We start from the raw sequence: 19,721 nt of genomic DNA on the forward strand, positions 1-19,721 counted from the left end.
GCGGACACTACCTCGGAGTTCTCTGCCTGTTGTTTGAGCATCGCGGCCATCGCGAGAATTCGTTGCGCACGCAACATCACGGGACGGTCGACCATCTTGCCGTCGACGGTGATCGCGCCCGCCTCTGCCTTGCTTGCCGCATCGGCCACGCGCGCGGCCCAGGCGAGCTCCTGCTCGCTCGGCCGATAGCAGCGGTGCACGGCCTCGATCTGCTTCGGATGGATGCAAAGCTTCGCGCCAAAGCCAAGCCGCTTGCCGTTCAGCGCATCGCGCTCGATGCGCGCGAGATCGTGGATATCGGGCGTGACGCCGTCGACGGGCGCCTCGATGCCGGCCACGCGCGAGATGAGCGCAAGCTGGTTCCGATAGTGATTGAGCGGTTCGCCGTCGTCGGGCATGCCCATTTCGGCGATGAAATCGAGCGTGCCGAACATCAGGCGCTTCACGAACGGCGCCCTCGCGATGGCCATCGCGTTCCACATGCCCTGGGCGCTCTCGATCAGCGGATAAACCGGCACGCGCCGCCGCGCGATGGCGATGGCGGCCGTGACGTCCTCGGCGCATTCGGCCTTCGGCAGCACGATGCCCGCAACGCCATCGAGCGCGCCGAGCTTCGCGTCGTGCTCGAACCACGGTGTCGCGCGCGCGTTGATGCGCACGAGCACCGGGCGGCAGCGCGACACCCAGCCCGCGATGGCCTCGCGCGCGGCTTCCTTGGCCGCGGGCTCGACGGCATCTTCGAGATCGACGATGACCGCGTCCGCGCCGCTGGAAAGCGCCCGGTCGAAGCGCTCCGGGCGGCTGCCCGGCACGAACAGGTACGACTGCGGCGAGAACGCCGCTAACGCGGCGTTCTCGCGCTGGGGCGCGGGGCCTAGCGCCGCGCGGCCGTCAAAGCTCATGCTCGAGCTCCGGGACGACCGTGAACAGATCGCCCACGAGACCGTAATCGGCCACGCTGAAGATCGGTGCTTCCTCGTCCTTGTTGATGGCGACGATCACCTTCGAGTCCTTCATGCCGGCCAGATGCTGGATCGCACCCGAGATGCCGACCGCGATGTACAACTGCGGCGCGACGATCTTGCCGGTTTGCCCCACTTGATAATCGTTGGGCACGTAGCCCGCATCGACTGCCGCGCGCGAGGCGCCGAGTGCTGCGTTGAGCTTGTCGGCAAGCGGTTCCAGCACCTTCGTGTAGTTCTCGCCGCTGCCGAGACCCCGGCCGCCCGAGACGATGATCTTCGCGCTCGTGAGCTCCGGACGGTCGAGCTTCGTGACTTCGCGACTCACGAATTGGGAAAGGCCGCTGTCTGCCGCCGCTTCGATCTTTTCCACCGCTGCGCTGCCGCCTTCGGCTGCAACGGCATCGAAAGCCGTGGTACGGACCGTGATGACCTTGATGGCGTCTTGCGATTGCACGGTGGCAATCGCGTTGCCAGCATAGATCGGACGCTCGAACGTATCGGGCGAATCGACCGCGGTGATATCGCTGATCTGCGCAACGTCGAGCTTCGCGGCGATACGCGGCGTGACGTTCTTGCCCGCCGCCGTCGAGGGCGCGAGGATGTGAGAATAATGCTTCGCAATGCCAAGTACTGTCGCCTCGACGTTTTCCGCAAGACCCGCTTCGAGCTGCGGCGCATCGGCCAGGAGCACCTTCGAAACGCCCGCGATCTTCGCCGCCGCGTCCGCGGCCGCTTGCGCATTGTGACCCGCGATCAGCACGTGCACGTCGCCGCCAATCTTCTGCGCCGCGGCAACCGTATTCAACGTTGCCGCTTTAATCGACACGTTATCGTGTTCGGCTATTACCAGATTCACCAGATTCGTCATTTCTTCCTCGCTCCTCACAGCACCTTCGCTTCGGTCTTCAGCTTCTCGATCAGCGTCTGCACGTCGGCGACCTTTACGCCTGCGCTACGCTTGGGCGGCTCGGCCACCTTCAAGGTCTTCAGGTGCGGCGTGACATCGACGCCCAGATCCTCGGGCTTGACCGTCTCCAAGGGCTTCTTCTTCGCCTTCATGATGTTCGGCAGCGTGACATAGCGCGGCTCGTTCAAACGAAGATCGGTGGTCACCACGGCGGGCAACTGCAGGGAAAGCGTTTCCGCGCCGCCATCGACTTCGCGCGCGACCGTGGCACGGCCATCGGCGACCGTGATTTTCGAAGCAAACGTGGCCTGCGGCAGACCCGCCAAAGCGGCCAGCATCTGCCCGGTCTGGTTCGAATCGTCGTCGATGGCCTGCTTGCCGAGAATGATCAGCGAAGGCTGCTCCTTATCGACGAGCGCCTTCAAAAGCTTCGCCACCGCGAGCGGCTGCAAATCCTCATTCGATTCGATCAGCACGGCGCGATCCGCGCCGATGGCGAGCGCCGTGCGCAGCGTTTCCTGCGCCTGCGCGACCCCTGCGGACACGGCAATGACTTCCGTCGCCACACCCGCTTCCTTCAGACGAACCGCTTCTTCCACGGCGATTTCATCGAACGGATTCATCGAGAACTTCACGTTCGCGATATCCACGCCCGTGCCATCGGACTTCACACGAACCTTGACGTTGTAGTCGACCACTCGTTTAACCGGCACCACGATCTTCACTTTCATCCCCTCCACTGTTTCATACGTGCTACTCGAGAACGCATTACACGTGGGATCGCGGCGAACGACAACTATCGATTAACTCTGCCGGTCATAGCCCACGCCTATTGGTCGATGAACGGCCGGCGACGGGCAACAGGCGGGCGGCCCGGCACGAGCGCGACCGCGAACTGCGGTACGCGCTTCGTGCCTGCTCGGGCGCGCGAAAGACCCAAGGCACTTTCGCCCGTCAATCGCGAAGGCTCTTACGCTGCCTGCGCCTGCTCGCTCGTGGGCAGCGCACTGCGATCGGACTCCGGCACCACATTGGCGGGCCGGTGGATATCGTGCGTGACGAAGCCCTGCTCGCGGCTCGGCACCGCGAACCACTCGGGATGCGCAAACGATCCGCGAATGTCCTCGAGCCCGCTCGCCCAGTGCTCCTTCATCGTGTCCACGCTGAACTCGTAGTCCTTGTAGTGCCCCTCATACGGCTTGTTCTTGTAGATCAGATGCACCACGTTGATCGAAGAGCCATCGGCCACGCGCTCGGCCAGCTTGAAGAGCGGATCGCTGAGGCGCATCTCGGCGGGCACGTGCTCCAGCAGCTCCTTGATGAAACGCGCGTGCTTTTGCCGGTCGGCCAGCATGTTGGTGATGGCGCGCGTGCGGCTCGAATACTGGATGTCCTTGGCGCGCTCGGCCACGTCCATGAAGTCGGCGGGCACGTTGCCGCTGGCGCTCCATAGATCGACCTGAAAAACCAGCGTGTCCTTGTGGTCCGCATCGCGCAGCACCTCCGTGAGCGGCGTATTCGAAACGAGGCCGCCGTCCCAGTAGTACTCGCCTTCGATCTCCACCGCCGGAAAGCCCGGCGGCAGCGCGCCCGACGCCATGAAGTGCTCGGGTTCGAGACGCATCTTCGTGTTGTCGAAGTAGACGAGATTGCCGCTGCGCACGTTCACCGCGCCCACCGAGACGCGGATCGGGCCGTCGTTGATGCGCTCGAAATCGGCGAAACGCTGCAGCGTCGCCTTCAAGGCAGCCGTATCGTAGTAGCTCACCGCACTCGGCAGGCGCTTGTGCCAGCCCGCCACGGGCAGCGGCACGCGCGGCGCGAAAAAGCCCGGCTGGCCCTCGGCGATCGCGCGCCCCGCGGCCCACATGCTGGCCCAGCGGCGCGCGAGATCGTGGTGGCCAAGGAGCGGCAACGCGAGCGAACCGAAATTGCCGAGCCAGTCGAGCGGATGGCAGATCGACTCCCAGAAGCCGCGCAGCGCTTCTACGCGCCGCCCCGGTTCGTTGCCGGCGATGATCGCCGTATTGAGCGCGCCGATCGATACCCCCGCGATCCGGTGCGGCTCGACGCCGGCCTGCGCGAGCCCCTCGAACACGCCGGACTGGTAGGACCCGAGCGCGCCGCCGCCTTGCAAAACCAGCGCGATTTCGTCGTAGCGCGGCAGTTCGAACGGCGTGGGCGCATGGCGGATGGCTGTATTGCTGCTGCGCATATGTGCTCCCTCCGCGCGTTAGTGCATCGACCAGCCGTGCGTGACCAGCACCGACTGCCCCGTCAAGGCATTCGATTCGAAGCCCGCAAGGAAGGCGACCGTGTTGGCGACATCGTCGAGCGAGGTGAATTCGCCATCGACCGTGTCCTTGAGCATCACGTTCCTGATGACGTCCGCCTCCGGAATGCCCAGCGCCTTCGCCTGCTCGGGAATCTGCTTGTCGACGAGCGGCGTGCGCACGAAACCGGGGCACACAACGTTGGCGCGCACGCCGCGCGGGCCGCCCTCTTTCGCCACCACACGCGCGAGTCCCAGCAGGCCATGCTTCGCGGTCACATAGGCCGCCTTGAGCTTCGAGGCCTCATGCGAATGCACCGAGCCCATATAGACGATCGAGCCGCCCTTGCCGCTGCCGTACATATGTTTGAGCGCGGCCTTGGTGGTCAGGAACGCGCCGTCCAGGTGGATCGCGAGCATCTTCTTCCAGTCGGAGAATGCGAACTCGTCCACCGGGCTGATGATCTGGATGCCCGCGTTCGACACCAGCACGTCGATGCCGCCGAACACCTTCACGGCTTCTTCGATACCCGCGTTCACGGCTTCCTCGTTGGTGACGTCCATGGCCACGGCCAGCGCCTTGCCGCCCGCCGCCACGATGCTGTCGGCTACCTTGCCCGCGTTCGCGAGGTTCAGGTCGGCGATCACGACCGCCGCGCCCTGCTGCGCGAAGTGACGCGCGCAATGTTCACCAATGCCGCTCGCCGCGCCGGTAATCAGCGCCACCTTGTTCTTCAAAGACATGAGTTATCCTTAGTAAATGCAATAGAAGTCAGGCAAGTTCCACTTGCTCTACTTCGCCGGCGCTGCGGTGCGTCGGGGCTTCGGCGAGATAGTCGTAGGCGACCTCGCCGATATCGAGCGTGAGATCGGCGATCACGTGGCGCGCGCCCACCACGCGGCGCACCGGCAGATCCGCCACGGGCGCGAGCGCATGCGGATGCAGCTCGATGGCGGCCGGACCGCTCCACGCGCCATGCACCGTCACGTCGCGCAGATAGAAACGCACCAGCTCGCAAACGCGCGCGGTGCCGTCCACGTGCGGAATCACCTTGAGCAGATAGTTGGGCGTATCGGCGAGCTTGCGGCGCTCGTCTTCGTTATTGAGCACGTGGTGCTTGTAGCCCATCGTGCCCGTGGCCACGCGCTGCGTGCCGTAGTCGAGCGTGCCGAGCAGCGTGTCGTTGCCGTCCACGGCGAGCACCGGGCGCGCGAGCTTCTTCGGAAAGCCCCAGATCTCGCGCCCACCCGCGATGGGGCCTTCGTCGTCGAGATACATGGCGTGCGTGTAGTTCCCGAGCCGGCCTTGCGGGTCGCGCACCGTCACCACCTGGCCGCTCTCGGTGTAGTCGCCGAAACCCGACGAGTCGGGCATGCGGATGAACTCGTAGTGGACCAGGTTGTTCTCCGGCTGCAACGGTTCCGGCACGATGGCGCGCAGCGCGTCCGGGTCGGTCTCATAGGAGATGATGAAGTATTCGCGCTTGACGAAGCGAAACGGCGGCCGCGGATAAGCGGGATTATGAACGGGCATTGCAAACGCTTCGCGTCGTATTTTTTCCAGATTCATATTGTCCTCGTGACTGGGCTGCGATAAAACGTCGCGAGTAATCATAAAGGCGATTGAATCTGCGCATGGCATTCGTTACAAATAAACACTGTTGCACTTTCATTAAATAAAAAGCCGATTGAAAGTGTTTTGCTGCGCGCTATTCATATTCTTATCATCGGCGTTCCACATTATTGCGTTATCCGGAGGGGGCTGTGTGCCTCGCGCCCCGATGACGTGATAGCCGCCAGGCTCCCGCCATTTCCGGCCCGCGTCGCAGACGATGCCGAGATCCGCTTTCCCGACGTCGCAGTCGGCGTGCGCCATTGAATGGCCGGGCGCCGAATCCAATTGCGGCGGATTATAAATTCGGTGACAGTATCGTGACCGTTGCGTCAATGCAATGCTTTATTGTTTAAATTGAAAAAATCCGGGAATTGAAAATCGCAATTATATTTTGTGAATAAAACGCGTAGCGGGCGCAAAAAAACCTCCGCTTGCGCAAGCGGAGGTCAAGCCGGTCTGGAAACCCCAATCAGCACACTATGCAGCGTGCCCGGCGTGCGTTCGCAACATCGCAATCTGCTCGCGCCAGCGCGCGAGCACCGCCTCGCGCTCGTGGAGGCGGAACGTCACGCCGCTCAGCACCTCGGCATATTTCGCGCGATGCACGTCCACCCGTTCGATACGCAAGCGGAACACGCTGAGGTCGAGCGCCGTCTGATGCTCCGCGACGAGGCTCGCGTGCGCGCGTATCTCCAGCACGGCGCCGTCGTGGACCAGCGTGAGCGCGAGGCGACCGTCGCGCAGCATGTTCTGCGCGGTGTTCGAGCGAGGCCACATCGCGACGAGCAGGGTCTGCGCATCGACCGCGAGGACTTCGCCCATGCTCAGTTGCGCGCCGTGCGGCCAGCCATCGGCGCTCACGGTCGAGAGGCGCATGGCCTCGTCCGCATGCGCATCGAGATGCTCGCCATCGAGCGCGCTCACGAGCGCGGACGGCAAGGCGCGGGCGTCATGGGGGTCGCCTCGGGGCCCGGCGTTCTGGGCGGGGTTGCGGGTTTCGTGTCGATGCATCGTGTTCTCCGTGGGCGCCTGGCGTCACGCCATCATTGCGACGCGCGCCTGCGCCCGTCAATCTACCGCATCGCTTGCGGCGATGGAATCGCGCGGCAGCTCCTAAAAGCCCCCTGAGACAGGGCCGTATCGAAGCCGGTGCGAGCGGGTTTGCGCAACGGCGCGCGCCGGTTGAGCCGCATCGGCCACCCTGTCGCGACGCCGTATTCGCTGACATTTTCTCGGCTTATACTCGGCGTCTCCTCCTCCCCCACTGCGCCATTTCAACGACTATGAAACGTGTGACTGTCCGGCAATCGCCGGTGCATGGCAAAGGCGTATTCGCGCTGCTTCCGTTGCACGCCGGGGAACGCATCTTCGAATACAAGGGCATGGTGACCACGTGGCGCGAGGCGGCGCGCTGGAATGCGCGGCGCAGCGACTCGGGCCATACCTTCCTGTTCGGCCTTTCGGACGGACGCGTGATCGACGGCGGACGCGGCGGCAATGGCGCGCGCTGGCTCAATCATGCGTGCGCCGCGAACTGCGAGGCCGTCGAGCACGGCGCGCGCGTGTTTATCGAGGCGATCCGCGACATCGCGCCCGGCGAGGAGCTCTTCATCGACTACGCGCTCGAGCTCGACGAGCAGGCGCAAGCCGACGCGCAGCGCGAGTATGCCTGCCGCTGCGGGGCGCCGCTCTGCCGCGGCACGATGCTGGGCGGACTGGCTGCGGGCGCGCTCGTGCTGGTGGTTTGAATCGTGCGCCGGGCGCGTGCGATTCGATCTGGAGTGCGATGTAATTTCGCTGGGGCGTCGATGCTGCGCGAACGTCGGAAAGCATGCCCGACGCTATAACGAAGAAGGGGCCGACCATCGAGCCGGCCACCGCCACCACTGCGTCTGTCCTCAATCAAACTGGGTGAGCAAAACCAATCGACAGCGTCACGCCGAAAATATACGTTTGAAATATCAACGATCCAATTCAAGCGAGAGAATGACCAAATTCTCTCTTCAAATTTTATCTCTCGTTCGACAAAATTAGCTATCCGAACCATTATGGAATAGCCCATGCCGCAAGTCCTTTCCGGAGGTGTCATGCAGGCCTATACTCATCAGCAGGAAAATCTGGCTTTGTCGTTTGTCGCCAATGCGGGGGTGGATTTAAACCGGCCCGAGGCAAGCACTTTATATCGACTCATCAATGAATCGCTGCATAGATCGGCTGCGCTCAGCGGCAAATTCACTGTGGTTTGGGGACCATCGCTGTATTACAGAGGCAACGTACGATTCCCGAAAATCTGATGTATGTGGTACGAGGCAGCAACGCCAGCGATTACCGCGTGGTGATCCGGGGCACCGCCCCCTCTTCGCTTTACGACTGGCTCCTGGAGGACCTCCTCGTGGCGCCGGCCGTGCCATGGGCAACCTTCGACGCCAGTGCTCCGGCCACCGCCGCCATCGGACCGGGAATGTGCAACGGTCCGGTAACGACATCGTTATCGTCAACGGCACCACGCTAAGCCGGCGCTACGGTGTCGACGCGCCGGTGCACTGAGACGCGGCGCGGCTCCTGCGCACGGCTCCAGGTTATCCACAATTTTTGGGCATAAGGTTGTGGATACTCCCTGGGACGACGCGCCTAAGTCATTGATCCGCCATCGACATTTTGTCGTGCGCCGACAAGCCGCATTGCCGCTCGAAATCCACGCGGCAGGCAACGCGCCACCGGTTTAAGGCGCAGCGAACACGTCCCGAAACACTACGGTCAAGACGTCCAGCGCGTCGTTGAATTCACCGGTCGTGAGCACGCCGAAGCCGCACGCATGCGCCCGAAAAGCGTGCGTCACGCAGCGCTTTGCTTGAGCTTGCCGTAGACGAACTGCCCGAAATACCACGACAGATCGGAGTGGCTGAGGATATTGGCATCGGATAGTGCGCCGGCCTCCAGCTTCAGGCGGCGCAGCATGAGCTTGCCGGCCTGCGAGGCGATGTACAGGCGCACGAGCTCCTTGCGGGTCTTCTCGTCGGCGGATTCGAAGTGCTCGCGCCCGCGCTGGACTTCGTCGTTGCGCTGCGTGCGCGCCTCTTCGTCGCGCGCGGCGATACTCTGCTTCACGGCGGTGCCGGCCGTGGCTCTCGCCGTTTCCTCCGCGCTCGCGGCGCTCGCCATCTCGGTCTGGATCGCGACCATCTTGCGCTCGGCCTCCGACACCTGCCAGTTGTGGCTCAGCGCCTTCATCAGATAGCCGGCCGGGCTCTTCGTGACCTTGCCCTGGTTCAGGCGGAAGCGCGTGTACTCGATGGCCTGCTGGATCCGCTCGTCGGTCCAGCTCATGCGGTGCTCGGCGATCACGTCGAACTGCTTGTTGCTGAGGCCAAACTCCTCCTTGAGCGTGAGCAGCAGATCATGGGCGTCGGGCTGCCGGCTGAGCATGGCGGCGACCGTATCCTTGCGCTTCAGGCGAAAACGGATCTTGTTGATCTTGCGCGAGGTTTCGGAATCGGCACGCGTCTCGTAACTGAGGTCGATGTCCGAGAGCTCGTTGATCTGACGCACCGCCGGATCGAGATACTTGGGCCGGAAATGCTTGAACTCCGAGGCGCTCGAACCGAGCTTGCCGGGCCAGCGGCGCATGACGTCGAGCTCGATCCACTCGGTAAAGCCGGCGTTCACGTAGGGCAGCACGTAGTCGTAGATCGCGCGCGCGAAAGTCTGCGAAAAAGCCGCGGTAATGCAGAGGTTGAGCCAGTGATGCTTGTCCGGACCGGTGATGTGACGCAGCATCAGCGGCGGGATGCGAAACTGGATGCGCCCCTTGCCGATCTTGACGCTGCCCATCAGTTGCTCGGAAATCCACTGGTCCTCTTCGCTGGGCGCGCGATCGGGCGGCGTGTCCGTCACCTCGATGAGCACGCGCTGCGCCTCCTTGATCACGCTCTGGAGATGGCGCACGTTGCGGCTCTCGTAGCGCATGAGCCACTTGAAGTAGTTCAGGTCGACGTCGTAGATCTCGCGCGGCAGCGGCTCCTGGGCGGCGATGAAGTACGCGGCGTCGATAAAGCGCCGCGACGACAGGCCGAGGCCGTTGATCGCCACAAAAACATTGTTGCGCTGAAAGCCGATCTCTCGCGTGCTCTCACTGATGGGCTGGCCGGACATTTCCTCAAACAACCCGAGCGACATCTGCTGGGTGGTGGTCCTGCGTCCGCTCTCCTCCGACATTCGCGTGCTCTCCGTCGATATTGGCCGCGACTCTATCACTCCGCTAACACAAGTCAACACAATAAACGTTACCTCGAACGGCGAACGTTGAAGGGCCGGCACAAAAAACGTGCCGAACTGCACATAGACTTCTCCTTGCCAGCACAAAAATCGGCACCTCGGCGCACACAAACCAATGCCTCTTGCACATAGACCGGTGCTTTTCAGGCCCAAGTGTTTGAACTCAAAGGGAATCGATGCGTACGTTAGTGGGTTAGTGGGTTTTCTTTGTTTAAGTAAACAAACCAACTGCGTGCTGCATCAGACGCCTGGCGAAAAAAATCACGCAAATCGGCTGAGGACGCGCGGGCGAATTTCTCGTGCGGAAGCGCCTGAGTGGCTGTTCAGAAAGGAGATTTGCGAGGAAGTCGTCTGAATTCGCGTTGTGATCGAGGCATCGGAGCACGCCTGGTCGTCTCCAGAGGCAACGTTTTGTGTGCGAGCGCCAGACTCTGCGGTAACGGTTTGTGTGCAAGCCGCTGGATGGAGTCAGGTTGAGGCAAATTTCTTGTGTTGAGCGTGCCACGTGGTAACGGTTTTTGTGCGTGCTGATCGTTCGGAACAAAGGTTGAGGTTTTTATGCAGGACGATCGCGCTACCGGTGGCCGGCAATGGGTAACGGTTTATGTGCACGAGTATTGGAAGGCGTCCAAGTCGTCGTGAGAGGGGGAACGGTAACGGTTTTTGTGCGGTTTCTGGAATGGCAGCGCCTGCTGGGGTGCTCGGGAAGCCTGGTCACGGCTATCGGCGGTGATATGCCGCCAGAACCGGATAGCGGAGCGCCGCACCGTGGTCACGTTTTTTGTGCAGATGCGCGCTGTGGCGATTCACCGCCCGGCGGGTATTGCCACAGGTAACGATTTTTGTGCCGCTTGCAGGGACTCGAGTCGTCGAAGCCGATATAGGAGCACAAAATCCGTTACCGCAGAACCGGGAATCGCCAACCTCATTTCCCGGATGAGCGAAAGTGCACAAAAATCGTGACCTTTGAGGATTCCCTTTGCGTCTTCTAATGCGACTGAGGCTCGGAATGGTCAGGTGAATGACCACGCGAGTGAGAGTGGCGCGTGATTGCAGGAGGGATTTGCTTAAAAAACAAGCAGACCCGCGCAAATGGCCTTAATCGCCGCCTGGGCGGCTTGGCGACCTGGCGAAGGTCAGAGGCTGGGCGAAGGGCTTCCAGCCCGTTATAGCGCAAATAAAAAGGTCGATTTTTTTAAAAATCGACCTCAATGAGTGCGTTTCGATACGCTTTTCCTGTATTCTACGCTTTATCCAAATTCCGATAAAAAGCGTATTAATGGCAAAAACTATCGAATTTCCATCGATTGACCGACGCGTGGATCTTTCCGCAGTCACCCAGTTCGCTGAGGAAGCCGGTCATCTGTCAGAAGAACTTCGGGAAATGATGCTGGCGCCCAAGCCGCGGAAAATGGCGCCTACCTTCACGTCCGCGCAAGTCGCCGAGTTGTGCGGCATCGACCGCATCAAGCTCAATAACCTGCTCGCCACGCGCGAGGGTTTGCCGCAAGGCGAGGCACAGGGTTCGGGGCGCAGCCGGGTGTTTACCTTGCCTGAAGCGCGTACCTGGGTCCAGCAGGTTTCGGATATTTATCAAACGCCGCTTCATACGGGCGTGCGCGACGCCGACGGCAAGGTGATCCTCGTCGCCAACTTCAAGGGCGGCTCGACCAAGACCACCACGACGATGTGCCTCGCGCAAGGTCTCACGCTGCGCGGCCGCCGCGTGCTGCTGATCGACCTCGACCCGCAGGCATCGCTCACCGAACTTTGCGGCCTCTACGCGGAAAAGGAAGTGACGGAGGACAGCACGGTCCTGCCGTTCATTTACGATCCGCAGATGGAAGGCGGCCTGCTGAATTTCGTGCAGCCGACCTATTGGGACGGGCTCGACGTCATTCCGGCACACCCGACGCTGTTCTCGGCGGAATTTCATATTCCCGGCACCGTCATCAAGAATCCCGGCTTCAAGTTCTGGGACTTGCTGCGCCAGGGCATTCAGACGCTGCGCCAGCACTACGACTACATCATCCTCGATACCGCGCCGTCGCTCTCGTACCTCACCATCAACGCGCTGATGGCCGCCGACGCGATGGTCATGCCGCTCGTCCCCGAAAGCCTCGACTTCATCAGCTCGGTGTCGTTCTGGAGTCTCTTCTCCGACCTCGCGCACACGATCATGGAGCGCGGCGACGAAAAGACCTACGACTTCGTCTCGGTGCTGCTGTCGAAGGTGGATTACGGCAAGACGTCGTCGGCGCCGGTCGTTCGGTCCTGGGTGCAGCGCACCTATAAGGATTGGGTGAGCGCGGTGGAAGTGCCGGCGAGCTCGGCCATGAGCAACGGCGCGCTGGCGATGGCCACCGTGTTCGACATCAGCAAGGGCGATCTGGCCGACAAGACGGTGGCGCGCGTCCGACAGCCGCTGACGGATTACGTGCGCTGGATCGATGACCTTTACGTTGAGCAATGGAGGGCCGGGAAATGAGTTCATTTCGCGACAAAATGGCGGCCAAGACTGCCGAGCTCGGCTCGGCTTCCGAGCGCCAGGCGACTGAACGGCCCGCGCCCGCGGCGCCGGAACCGCGTCGCAGCAGCGCATTCAAGACCGGACCGGGCATGCTGGGCGCGCTGGCCGTGGCCCAGCAGCGTATCCAGGAACTGGAAGGCGCGAGCGACAAGCTCATGCTGCCGGTGAGCGCGATTCAGCCGAACCCGTGGCAACCGCGCAAGATCTTCAGCGACGAAGGGCTGGCATCGCTGGCCGAATCGATTCGTGAAGTGGGGTTGGTCGAGCCGGTCGTCGTGCGGCGCGCGGACAACGGCTATCAGCTGATCGCCGGTGAGCGACGCCTGCGCGCACACGTGCTTTTGCACGAGGAAGAGATTCGCGCGTCGGTGATCGACTGCTCGGATCAGGATATGGCCGTGCTGGCGCTGGTCGAGAACGTGGGGCGCGAGGATCTCACCGACTATGAAATCGGACAGTCACTGCGCCGTGCGGAGCGGGAGTTCCCGACGCGCACGCGCATGGCCGAGGCGCTGGGCATGTCGCGCAAGGGGCTGTACCGCTTTCTCGCATTCGAGAAGCTTCCGGATTTTGTCCGGCGCGATCTCGATCTGAATCCCCGGCTGCTTGGCGGATCGGCGGCGGACGAGATCGTTTCGGCTATCAAGAAGCATGGTGCGCAAGGGCTTAAAGCGGCGAGCGAGCTTTGGCCCGCGGTTGTGGCCGGGACGCTGGATCAAGGGAAACTGGCTGCGGCGATTGGTGCGCAGTCGGATCGCGGCGAAAGCGAGCAGAGCGTTTCGGAACGCAGCATCGAGAAGATTTTCTCGGGCAAGAGCCACGCCGGGAGCATCACGAAGGATACGAATAGTTTTACTGTGAAGTTGAAGACGGGTGTTTTGTCGGATGCGCAGGAGACGCAGATTCGGGAGCTCATTAGCCAGCTGTTTAATGTGAAACCCGGCTGAGAATGAGTTTTGGATGATCGGATTGTTGTTTAGAGCCCGCGGATGCGGGCTTTTTTTTCGGCTGGGGTTGGGGTGTGTCGAGTCGACACATGGAGGGGTGGGGTGTGCGATGTTGGGGCGCTGGGCTGGCTGGGGCGATCAGACTTCTTCAGCGTTGCCGGTCGCAGGCGCGGGGTTTGTGTCGACTCGACACAAGGTTGGGTGGCGGTTCAGGTTGGGCTGGAATTCAGGGATTGCTACGCGAGCGGTGCGCGAAGGGACCGGTGGTTTTCCTGGGCGTTGTGGGCTGACGACGTGGAACGTGGCACCAGCGCATACTCATGGGCGCGCGCATGGGAAGGCAGTGTGTCGAGTCGACACAAAGTTCGAGCGACGGCTCGCGAGGGGCGACTCCGAAAGGTAGTGGTTGAAGTGGCGCGCGAGGGATATGGTTTTGCGGCCGAGCTCCCCCTGTAGCTTTGGTTGTCCGTTGAGGGTGGTGTGTCGACTCGACACATCAAGTTCGTGGAGGGGATTTCCAATCCCGCGCGCCGCGATGTGTGGAGTCGACACGCTGACTTGGCCGCGCCAAGAGCAAGTACTCTGCCATGTTGTTGCTACGCATGGACCGTGTCGGGGACGGCTGACTATTTGATGCCGATGATCCCAATTCGATCTCGCCAACAGACCTTTGGGCACTTGCCGCAGAGGAAGCTCAGGTGTGTCGAGTCGACACACGAAGCACCGACGCCGGGCGCTTGATCCAGTGTGCCCCTGTCCATGTGTTGACTCGACACACCAAACGATAACCAAGACTTCGAGCCTCGCGGTTTCAACTCATCAACAATGCCTGCTCTGACGAAACCCCGCGCCAATTCCCATCGTCCGATCTAGATGTGACGCGGTCCGCTGTGAGTTCGGCTGCTAACATGAAATGTGTCGACTCGACACATCCCGGGCTAACCGGAAGCGCGCGTTCAATCGAATTGCCAAGTTTCGCTTGGCTGCTGTTGCCAACGCTCGATGCCTGGACACCGGTCGCGAATGGGTGCTTTCGGTGATACAGCTGTCATTTGTCTCGCCTTGGGTTGATACACAGCAGAGTGTGTCGACTCGACACATGCGGCTCGAGGGCAGGCCACGCGAAGCCCGATTCGTCGGCGATCATTTTGCGTGACAGCGGTGGTGGGCGCGGCCAATGGGCGACGTCGAGGGATGGCTCAATAGGGTGCCTTGAGCACCCACCGACTGCTCGACCTGTGGTCTGCTGTCTCAGACATGTTGCTGCTAATCGGTCGCGATTCGCTCCGAACTGAGCGGGCGGGTAATGCAGATGGCCACTACGGATAGCGTTGTCTTTGAACCCGTGGCGCGTGTCCGCAGACGCAGATTGAGTGGATTTGACTGCCAGCTTTTCGCTCGCCGCATGATGAGTCACAGGTTGCAACGGGGAAGGGAGTACGCGTACCTCTCACATTCAGCTCTCGGATTAGCCCAGAGCGCCAGCCTGATTCGCGTTGTACAGCTGCGCTCAAATGGCTTCGATTCGGACGATGCTGCCCTTATATCCCGCGACCCCATGCCCTGATTGCAGGGAATCAGCCGTGGCTGACGTTCGGAGAGGACAGTGTCGTTTCTCGTGCTTGGCAGGAAGGCCCACATGACGTGATTGCATTGTGCAACCGACGTCGCGTGGCACCTTCATGTAGGTATCTATCAACCACGGCGATGCCGCTCCGGACATCACACTGGACATTTCATAGGAGAAGGGCGGAGACGCAGTACGCGACGATCCCGGATGCCATCAGAGAAATTTTTCGTAGCAGCTCTGTTTAGCCACATTCGGTCCGCCTCGACAACGCCAACTAACGCAACTAACTGACTAATCAGCAAAGTGGCTCAAAACAGATCAGCAGTGCGTTCCTGACGGTCAGAGTCGGCATCAGCGAGTTCCCAAATCTGGAGCGGGCACGCGACGGAGCACCAATCGAAGCAAGACATCCGCAGCCCACCTCATGTACGACGCCGAAATCCGAAGGGCAGCACGAACCTTCCACCATCACCCGACCATCGCCTTAACAACGTCGTGAAACATTCACCAAATTCGGGAGAAATCGCTAAGACCCTTATTGGACGGGGCTTTCCGGCCATCAAGAGGGCCTCGAAACCCCAATGTTCCACGGCCCAATGCGTTTTCGGACCCCAAAACAACGGCCAGCGACACACCCACCTCGAAATCAGGCGAAATTTCCCTCAACCTGTTTTTTTTTATACGTAATTTGTAGTGAGCAAAACGCCGGCACACGGAAAAACAAAAAGCCTACCCACCCAACCCCCGAGCCTTAACCCCATCGCTAGCCAGTGCAAAATTCCCCGCACCAAGATGATGGATCGTATGCAAGTCACGATTGCCCTCATCAAACACCCAGTGCCCCCGATCGAACACACGAGAATCCGCCGCGGCCGCTACCACTTCGCAGAAACACGTGTCATAAGCATCCTCAGTGTGCCGCTCAGGAATAAGCCGGCACTCCATCCACGCAGCGCAGCCCGCTTCGAGCAGCGGCACGCCGAGCACCGGACCCATCACGGCCTCGATGCCAAAGCGCTCGAACTTATCCGAGTCGCGACCGCTGATGCTGCCCACCGCATAAGTCAGGTCCATCGCCGCTGCACCCGGCACGCAGATGCCGAAAATCCCGCTCGCGTGAATGAGTTCGCGCGTGAAGGTCTTCTTGTCGATCACGATGGCGATGCGCGGCGGCGTGAACTCCACTGGCATCGACCACGCGGCGGCCATCACGTTGCGGCGCGCGCCATCCGCACTCGTGACGAGCACGGTGGGGCCGTGATTGATGAGGCGGCTCGCGTGCTCGAGCGCAACGGGTTTGAAGCGGGAGAGGGTATCCATCGTGCGGTCTGTCCGTATCGTGTCGAGGTTCGACGGACTGTACAACAGATGGAGAAAATCTGCGGACAGCCTCAGCCGCCCGCGTGCGCATCTGCCGCGCTAGTCGATCGCTTCGCGCGAGGGCGCGGCAACGCGTCTGCGCACGAGATTGCTCGCGTAACTGTGCGACTGCATTTCGGCGAGCCGGCTCGTGGTGCGCGAGACATCGTGCGCGCCGTCGAGGCCGACGAGCGCCGCGCGAACCGGCCGGTCGGAGGCGATAAACAGCGCATGCTTGCGGTCGTAAAGAATGTCGACGAACCACACGAAGCGCTGCAGCACGTCGCGGCGCTTGAGCATTTCCGTATCGAGTCGATCGACGATCACGCCGCGCCAGCGCTCGGCGAGCGCGAGGTAATCGAGGTGCGAGCGCGGCGAAACGCATAGCGCGTCGAAGTCGACCCACACGAGTTGCTTGCCCGCCGCCGTGACGGGCAGCGATCGTCCGGCGACTTCCGCGATCGTCGGATGCACGGCCGCCTGCGCTTCGTATTCGCCAAAGAGCGTCCATAACGGCTCGCGCGTGCCTTCGAGGGGCGCGAAAAAACGCCATTCGGTCGTCGTCGTGCCGCTTGCATCGCTTTGTTCGCGGTAATCGCGCTCACCGTCGAACGCGATGATTTCGAAATGCCGCTCGATCCGTCCGATCGTCGGTTCGAAGCGTTCATGAAACTCGGGATCGGGCAGCAGATTGCGCGGACTGTAGTTCGACGTCAGCACGATGCGCGTCCCGCACGCGAGCGCCGTTTCGAGGAAGCGGCCCATCAGAAACGCATCGGCGATGTCGTGCACGTGGAATTCGTCGAAGTAGAGCAGGTCGACGTCCTTCAGCCACGCGCGGGAGACGTCGCCGAGGCGGTCGTCGCTTTTGGGCGCCTGCACGAGCAGGCGATTCACGTCGCGAATGAACTGATGAAAATGGATGCGCCGTTTCGCGCACGGGACAAGCGCATAGACCGTATCGACGATCAGGCTCTTGCCCCGCCCCGGCAAGCCGTGGCAGTACACGCCCTGATAAGTGTGCTGCGTTGTGCCCTTGCGTTCATCGTCGAGCAGCGTACACAGCGCGTCGATTGCCCGCTGCTGGCTCTCGTCCGCGACGATATCTTTTTCGGCCAGTGCGCGGGCGACGGCGTGCGGGTCGGTCATGCGGAAAAATGATTGGGAGAACGATGGGAAACGTCGGTGGCACACGACGTGGCATGGCGTGCGAGACAACGCAGTTTAGTAGGGCGCTTACGTGAACCGCGTCTGAGCGCTCATGCCCCAAAGTCCATGTTTGCTGTCACGCGCAGCGCTTCGCACGCATGCCCCACGCGACCTCAGAGCCGTTCGATCAGCCGCGCGTCGCCATGATCGCAATACGCGTGGCATGCGGCGCGCGCGGCATTCGCCGCGCCGTGCACGAACAGCGGCGCATCGCTGCGTCGCGACATGGAGACCACGATAGACGGTGGCGAAGGCTGCAACGGCAACTCGATCAATTCTCCGCGCGCGACGAGTTCATCGACGAAAAGGCGCGGGATCGCGGCCACACCAAAGCCATCGCGCACGAGTTGCACGATGACCGAGATCGACGGCGAACCGGTGATGCGCGTCTCTGAAAGCGGCACGCCATTGGCGAGCGCGAGCTTGGCGACGATGTCCTCCATCGCGCGATGCGGCGCCGTTCCGCGCCCGAAGGTGAGAATCGGGTGGCGCAGCACGCGCCTGGCCAGCCCGCTGCGCGATAGCGGCAGCAGGCCCGCGCGCGCGATCCAGTGGACCGGGTAATTCGCGAGCGCATCACATACTACGGATTCCTCATCACTACCTTCGACGCGCACGATCAGATCGAGTTCGCCCGCCATCAGGCGGCGCTGCAGCACGACGCTCACGTCCACGGCGAGCTCGACTTCGAGCTGCGGATAGTCGCTCGCGAGCCGCCGCATGTAGTCGGCGAGCCAGCTATGCACCACGGTCTCGATCACGCCCAGACGGAGCTTGCCGCGCATCGCGCCTTCGTTGGACGCGGCGGCCTGCAACTGGCGCGTGGCCTCGACGACGGCCTTCGCGTAGCCGAGCAGATATTCGCCGTTCGGCGTGAGCCGGAACTCGCGGCTTTCGCGTTCGACGAGCACCGTCTGTAGTTCTTCTTCAAGCGCCTTCACGCGCTGCGAAATGGCGGCGGGCGTGGCGTGCAGCGCGGTGGCCGTCGTGCGAAAGCTGCGCAGCCGCGCGAGCGTGACGAAGGTTTCAAGGAAGCGTGTGTTCATGGCGTGAGGCGCGCGAAGCGCACCGGGAAAACCCGCGTTTTCGTTAAGAAATTCTATCCGCCAGAGCCCAGAAAAACTAGTTGGCGTCAAATTTTCTTCTTTTCTATGCTTCGCTCTAACGGTGCGCGACTTGCCATGCACCTTCGCAACATCCCGAGCCCGACGCGGTTTTCGCCCCGACGGCCATTCACGCCACACACCAGAAACGCCCGAAAACATGACCCCGTTCGAATTCCGCCAGGCTGTCCGTCACCGCGATTTTCGTGGCCCCACCGCCGGCCATTGTGGCGAGTACGCACAAGCCAATCTTGCGATCCTGCCCGCCGGCTACGCGCACGATTTCTTGCGCTTTTGCCAGGCGAACCCGAAGCCCTGTCCGCTGCTCGGCGTGGGCGAGCCCGGCGATTTCCGCGTGGCCATGCTGGGCCGCGACATCGATATCCGCACCGATGTGCCCGCCTACAACGTCTATCGTGACGGCGCACTGAGCGAGCGCGTGGAATCGATCGAGGCCTTGTGGCAGGACGATTTCGTGGTGTTCGCCATCGGCTGTTCGTTCTCGTTCGAACACATGCTCGCGCTCGAGGGCATCGGTCTGCGCCACGTGGAAGAGGGCCGCAACGTGCCGATGTACCGCACGAACACCGCGAATCGCCGCGCGGGCGTGTTCGGCGGCGAGCTGGTCGTCTCGATGCGCCCCATGCGCGGCGCCGACGCGATTCGCGCCGTGCAGATCACGAGCCGTTTTCCGGGCGTGCACGGCGCGCCCGTGCATATCGGCGACGCCTCGGAACTCGGTATTGCCGACCTCGCGCGCCCCGAGTTCGGCGACGCGGTGACGATCCGCGCGGGCGAGCTGCCCGTCTACTGGGCGTGCGGCGTGACGCCCCAAACCGCGCTGATGGCCGCGAAGTTGCCGATCGCCATCGCGCACGCGCCGGGCCACATGCTGATGACCGACATCACGAACGCATCGCTAGCCGTGTTCTGAACCCGGCGGCGCGCACGGCGCCGCCTTTTCCCGCT

16 protein-coding genes are annotated in these 19,721 nt (G+C 62.1%); 5 read left to right on the forward strand and 11 right to left on the reverse strand.

The annotated features are described in order from the left end of the window. From U5775_RS35530 to U5775_RS35560, 7 genes are all read right to left on the reverse strand, one after another. The coding region (locus tag U5775_RS35530) for a CoA ester lyase (RefSeq protein WP_322062810.1) at positions 1-902 on the reverse strand (902 nt) is incomplete at its 3' end. Further along, positions 892-1,824 carry an electron transfer flavoprotein subunit alpha/FixB family protein gene (locus U5775_RS35535; RefSeq protein ID WP_322062838.1) on the reverse strand — a complete coding sequence of 311 codons (933 nt, stop codon included), beginning with the start codon at positions 1,822-1,824 and terminating at the stop codon, positions 892-894. The genes U5775_RS35535 and U5775_RS35530, both read right to left, overlap by 11 nt. A 23-nt stretch (positions 1,825-1,847) precedes the next feature. After that, a complete protein-coding gene (locus U5775_RS35540) occupies positions 1,848-2,597 on the reverse strand; it encodes an electron transfer flavoprotein subunit beta/FixA family protein (RefSeq protein WP_322062839.1) in 750 nt (249 codons plus the stop codon). Positions 2,598-2,842: 245 nt separating this feature from the next. After that, positions 2,843-4,087 carry a patatin-like phospholipase family protein gene (locus U5775_RS35545; RefSeq protein WP_322062811.1) on the reverse strand — a complete coding sequence of 415 codons (1,245 nt, stop codon included), beginning with the start codon at positions 4,085-4,087 and terminating at the stop codon, positions 2,843-2,845. An 18-nt stretch (positions 4,088-4,105) separates the two neighbouring features. Next, positions 4,106-4,888, reverse strand: coding sequence for a 3-hydroxybutyrate dehydrogenase (locus tag U5775_RS35550; RefSeq protein ID WP_322062812.1), 783 nt, complete (start codon positions 4,886-4,888; stop codon positions 4,106-4,108). A gap of 28 nt (positions 4,889-4,916) precedes the next feature. Further along, entirely contained in the window at positions 4,917-5,714 is a 798-nt protein-coding gene (locus U5775_RS35555) for an acetoacetate decarboxylase (RefSeq protein ID WP_322062813.1), read from the reverse strand. Between the two features lie 522 nt (positions 5,715-6,236). After that, positions 6,237-6,770 carry a pyridoxamine 5'-phosphate oxidase family protein gene (locus U5775_RS35560; RefSeq protein ID WP_322062814.1) on the reverse strand — a complete coding sequence of 178 codons (534 nt, stop codon included), beginning with the start codon at positions 6,768-6,770 and terminating at the stop codon, positions 6,237-6,239. A gap of 272 nt (positions 6,771-7,042) precedes the next feature. Here U5775_RS35560 and U5775_RS35565 point away from each other — a divergent pair, with 272 nt between their 5' ends. Together U5775_RS35565 and U5775_RS35570 are read left to right on the forward strand one after the other, a co-directional pair. Continuing rightward, positions 7,043-7,507 (forward strand): SET domain-containing protein, encoded by a 465-nt coding sequence (locus U5775_RS35565; RefSeq protein WP_322062815.1) that lies wholly within the window; start codon positions 7,043-7,045, stop codon positions 7,505-7,507. 339 nt (positions 7,508-7,846) lie between these two features. Then, complete coding sequence (locus tag U5775_RS35570; RefSeq protein ID WP_322062816.1) at positions 7,847-8,053, forward strand: hypothetical protein; 207 nt, start codon at positions 7,847-7,849, stop codon at positions 8,051-8,053. 541 nt (positions 8,054-8,594) lie between these two features. Here U5775_RS35570 and U5775_RS35575 read toward each other — a convergent pair. After that, positions 8,595-9,974, reverse strand: a complete 1,380-nt coding sequence (locus tag U5775_RS35575) for a replication initiation protein (RefSeq protein WP_322062817.1) — start codon at positions 9,972-9,974, stop codon at positions 8,595-8,597. 1,339 nt (positions 9,975-11,313) lie between these two features. Here U5775_RS35575 and U5775_RS35580 point away from each other — a divergent pair. Both U5775_RS35580 and U5775_RS35585 read left to right on the forward strand, forming a co-directional pair. Beyond that, on the forward strand, positions 11,314-12,522 hold the full coding sequence (locus tag U5775_RS35580; RefSeq protein ID WP_322062818.1) for an AAA family ATPase: 1,209 nt from the start codon (positions 11,314-11,316) through the stop codon (positions 12,520-12,522). After that, positions 12,519-13,511, forward strand: a complete 993-nt coding sequence (locus tag U5775_RS35585) for a ParB/RepB/Spo0J family partition protein (protein ID WP_322062819.1) — start codon at positions 12,519-12,521, stop codon at positions 13,509-13,511. The genes U5775_RS35580 and U5775_RS35585 overlap by 4 nt, the downstream gene beginning before the upstream one ends. Before the next feature lie 2,299 nt (positions 13,512-15,810). Here U5775_RS35585 and U5775_RS35590 read toward each other — a convergent pair. From U5775_RS35590 to U5775_RS35600, 3 genes are all read right to left on the reverse strand, one after another. Beyond that, entirely contained in the window at positions 15,811-16,401 is a 591-nt protein-coding gene (locus tag U5775_RS35590; RefSeq protein WP_322062820.1) for a flavin reductase family protein, read from the reverse strand. A 99-nt stretch (positions 16,402-16,500) separates the two neighbouring features. Next, the gene (zapE, locus tag U5775_RS35595) at positions 16,501-17,589 is read right to left on the reverse strand and encodes a cell division protein ZapE (RefSeq protein WP_322062821.1); all 1,089 of its coding nucleotides are present in this window, start codon (positions 17,587-17,589) and stop codon (positions 16,501-16,503) included. A gap of 173 nt (positions 17,590-17,762) precedes the next feature. Further along, positions 17,763-18,695 carry a LysR family transcriptional regulator gene (locus U5775_RS35600; protein ID WP_322062822.1) on the reverse strand — a complete coding sequence of 311 codons (933 nt, stop codon included), beginning with the start codon at positions 18,693-18,695 and terminating at the stop codon, positions 17,763-17,765. A gap of 217 nt (positions 18,696-18,912) precedes the next feature. Here U5775_RS35600 and U5775_RS35605 point away from each other — a divergent pair, with 217 nt between their 5' ends. Continuing rightward, complete coding sequence (locus tag U5775_RS35605; protein ID WP_322062823.1) at positions 18,913-19,686, forward strand: putative hydro-lyase; 774 nt, start codon at positions 18,913-18,915, stop codon at positions 19,684-19,686. Positions 19,687-19,721 lie beyond the last annotated feature (35 nt).

Origin of the sequence: Paraburkholderia sp. J63 (assembly GCF_905220245.1) — a bacterium.
In the GTDB taxonomy this organism is placed as follows: Bacteria; Pseudomonadota; Gammaproteobacteria; order Burkholderiales; family Burkholderiaceae; genus Paraburkholderia.

What these genes read in the sequence shown, in the direction of transcription:
- U5775_RS35545 (WP_322062811.1), bottom strand. Translation starts at nt 4,087, where the DNA reads ATGCGCAGCAGCAATACAGCCATCCGCCATGCGCCCACGCCGTTCGAA.
- U5775_RS35550 (WP_322062812.1), bottom strand. Translation starts at nt 4,888, where the DNA reads ATGTCTTTGAAGAACAAGGTGGCGCTGATTACCGGCGCGGCGAGCGGC.
- U5775_RS35555 (WP_322062813.1), bottom strand. Translation starts at nt 5,714, where the DNA reads ATGAATCTGGAAAAAATACGACGCGAAGCGTTTGCAATGCCCGTTCAT.
- U5775_RS35560 (WP_322062814.1), bottom strand. Translation starts at nt 6,770, where the DNA reads ATGCATCGACACGAAACCCGCAACCCCGCCCAGAACGCCGGGCCCCGA.
- U5775_RS35565 (WP_322062815.1), top strand. Translation starts at nt 7,043, where the DNA reads ATGAAACGTGTGACTGTCCGGCAATCGCCGGTGCATGGCAAAGGCGTA.
- U5775_RS35570 (WP_322062816.1), top strand. Translation starts at nt 7,847, where the DNA reads ATGCAGGCCTATACTCATCAGCAGGAAAATCTGGCTTTGTCGTTTGTC.
- U5775_RS35575 (WP_322062817.1), bottom strand. Translation starts at nt 9,974, where the DNA reads ATGTCGGAGGAGAGCGGACGCAGGACCACCACCCAGCAGATGTCGCTC.
- U5775_RS35580 (WP_322062818.1), top strand. Translation starts at nt 11,314, where the DNA reads ATGGCAAAAACTATCGAATTTCCATCGATTGACCGACGCGTGGATCTT.
- U5775_RS35585 (WP_322062819.1), top strand. Translation starts at nt 12,519, where the DNA reads ATGAGTTCATTTCGCGACAAAATGGCGGCCAAGACTGCCGAGCTCGGC.
- U5775_RS35590 (WP_322062820.1), bottom strand. Translation starts at nt 16,401, where the DNA reads ATGGATACCCTCTCCCGCTTCAAACCCGTTGCGCTCGAGCACGCGAGC.
- zapE (WP_322062821.1), bottom strand. Translation starts at nt 17,589, where the DNA reads ATGACCGACCCGCACGCCGTCGCCCGCGCACTGGCCGAAAAAGATATC.
- U5775_RS35600 (WP_322062822.1), bottom strand. Translation starts at nt 18,695, where the DNA reads ATGAACACACGCTTCCTTGAAACCTTCGTCACGCTCGCGCGGCTGCGC.
- U5775_RS35605 (WP_322062823.1), top strand. Translation starts at nt 18,913, where the DNA reads ATGACCCCGTTCGAATTCCGCCAGGCTGTCCGTCACCGCGATTTTCGT.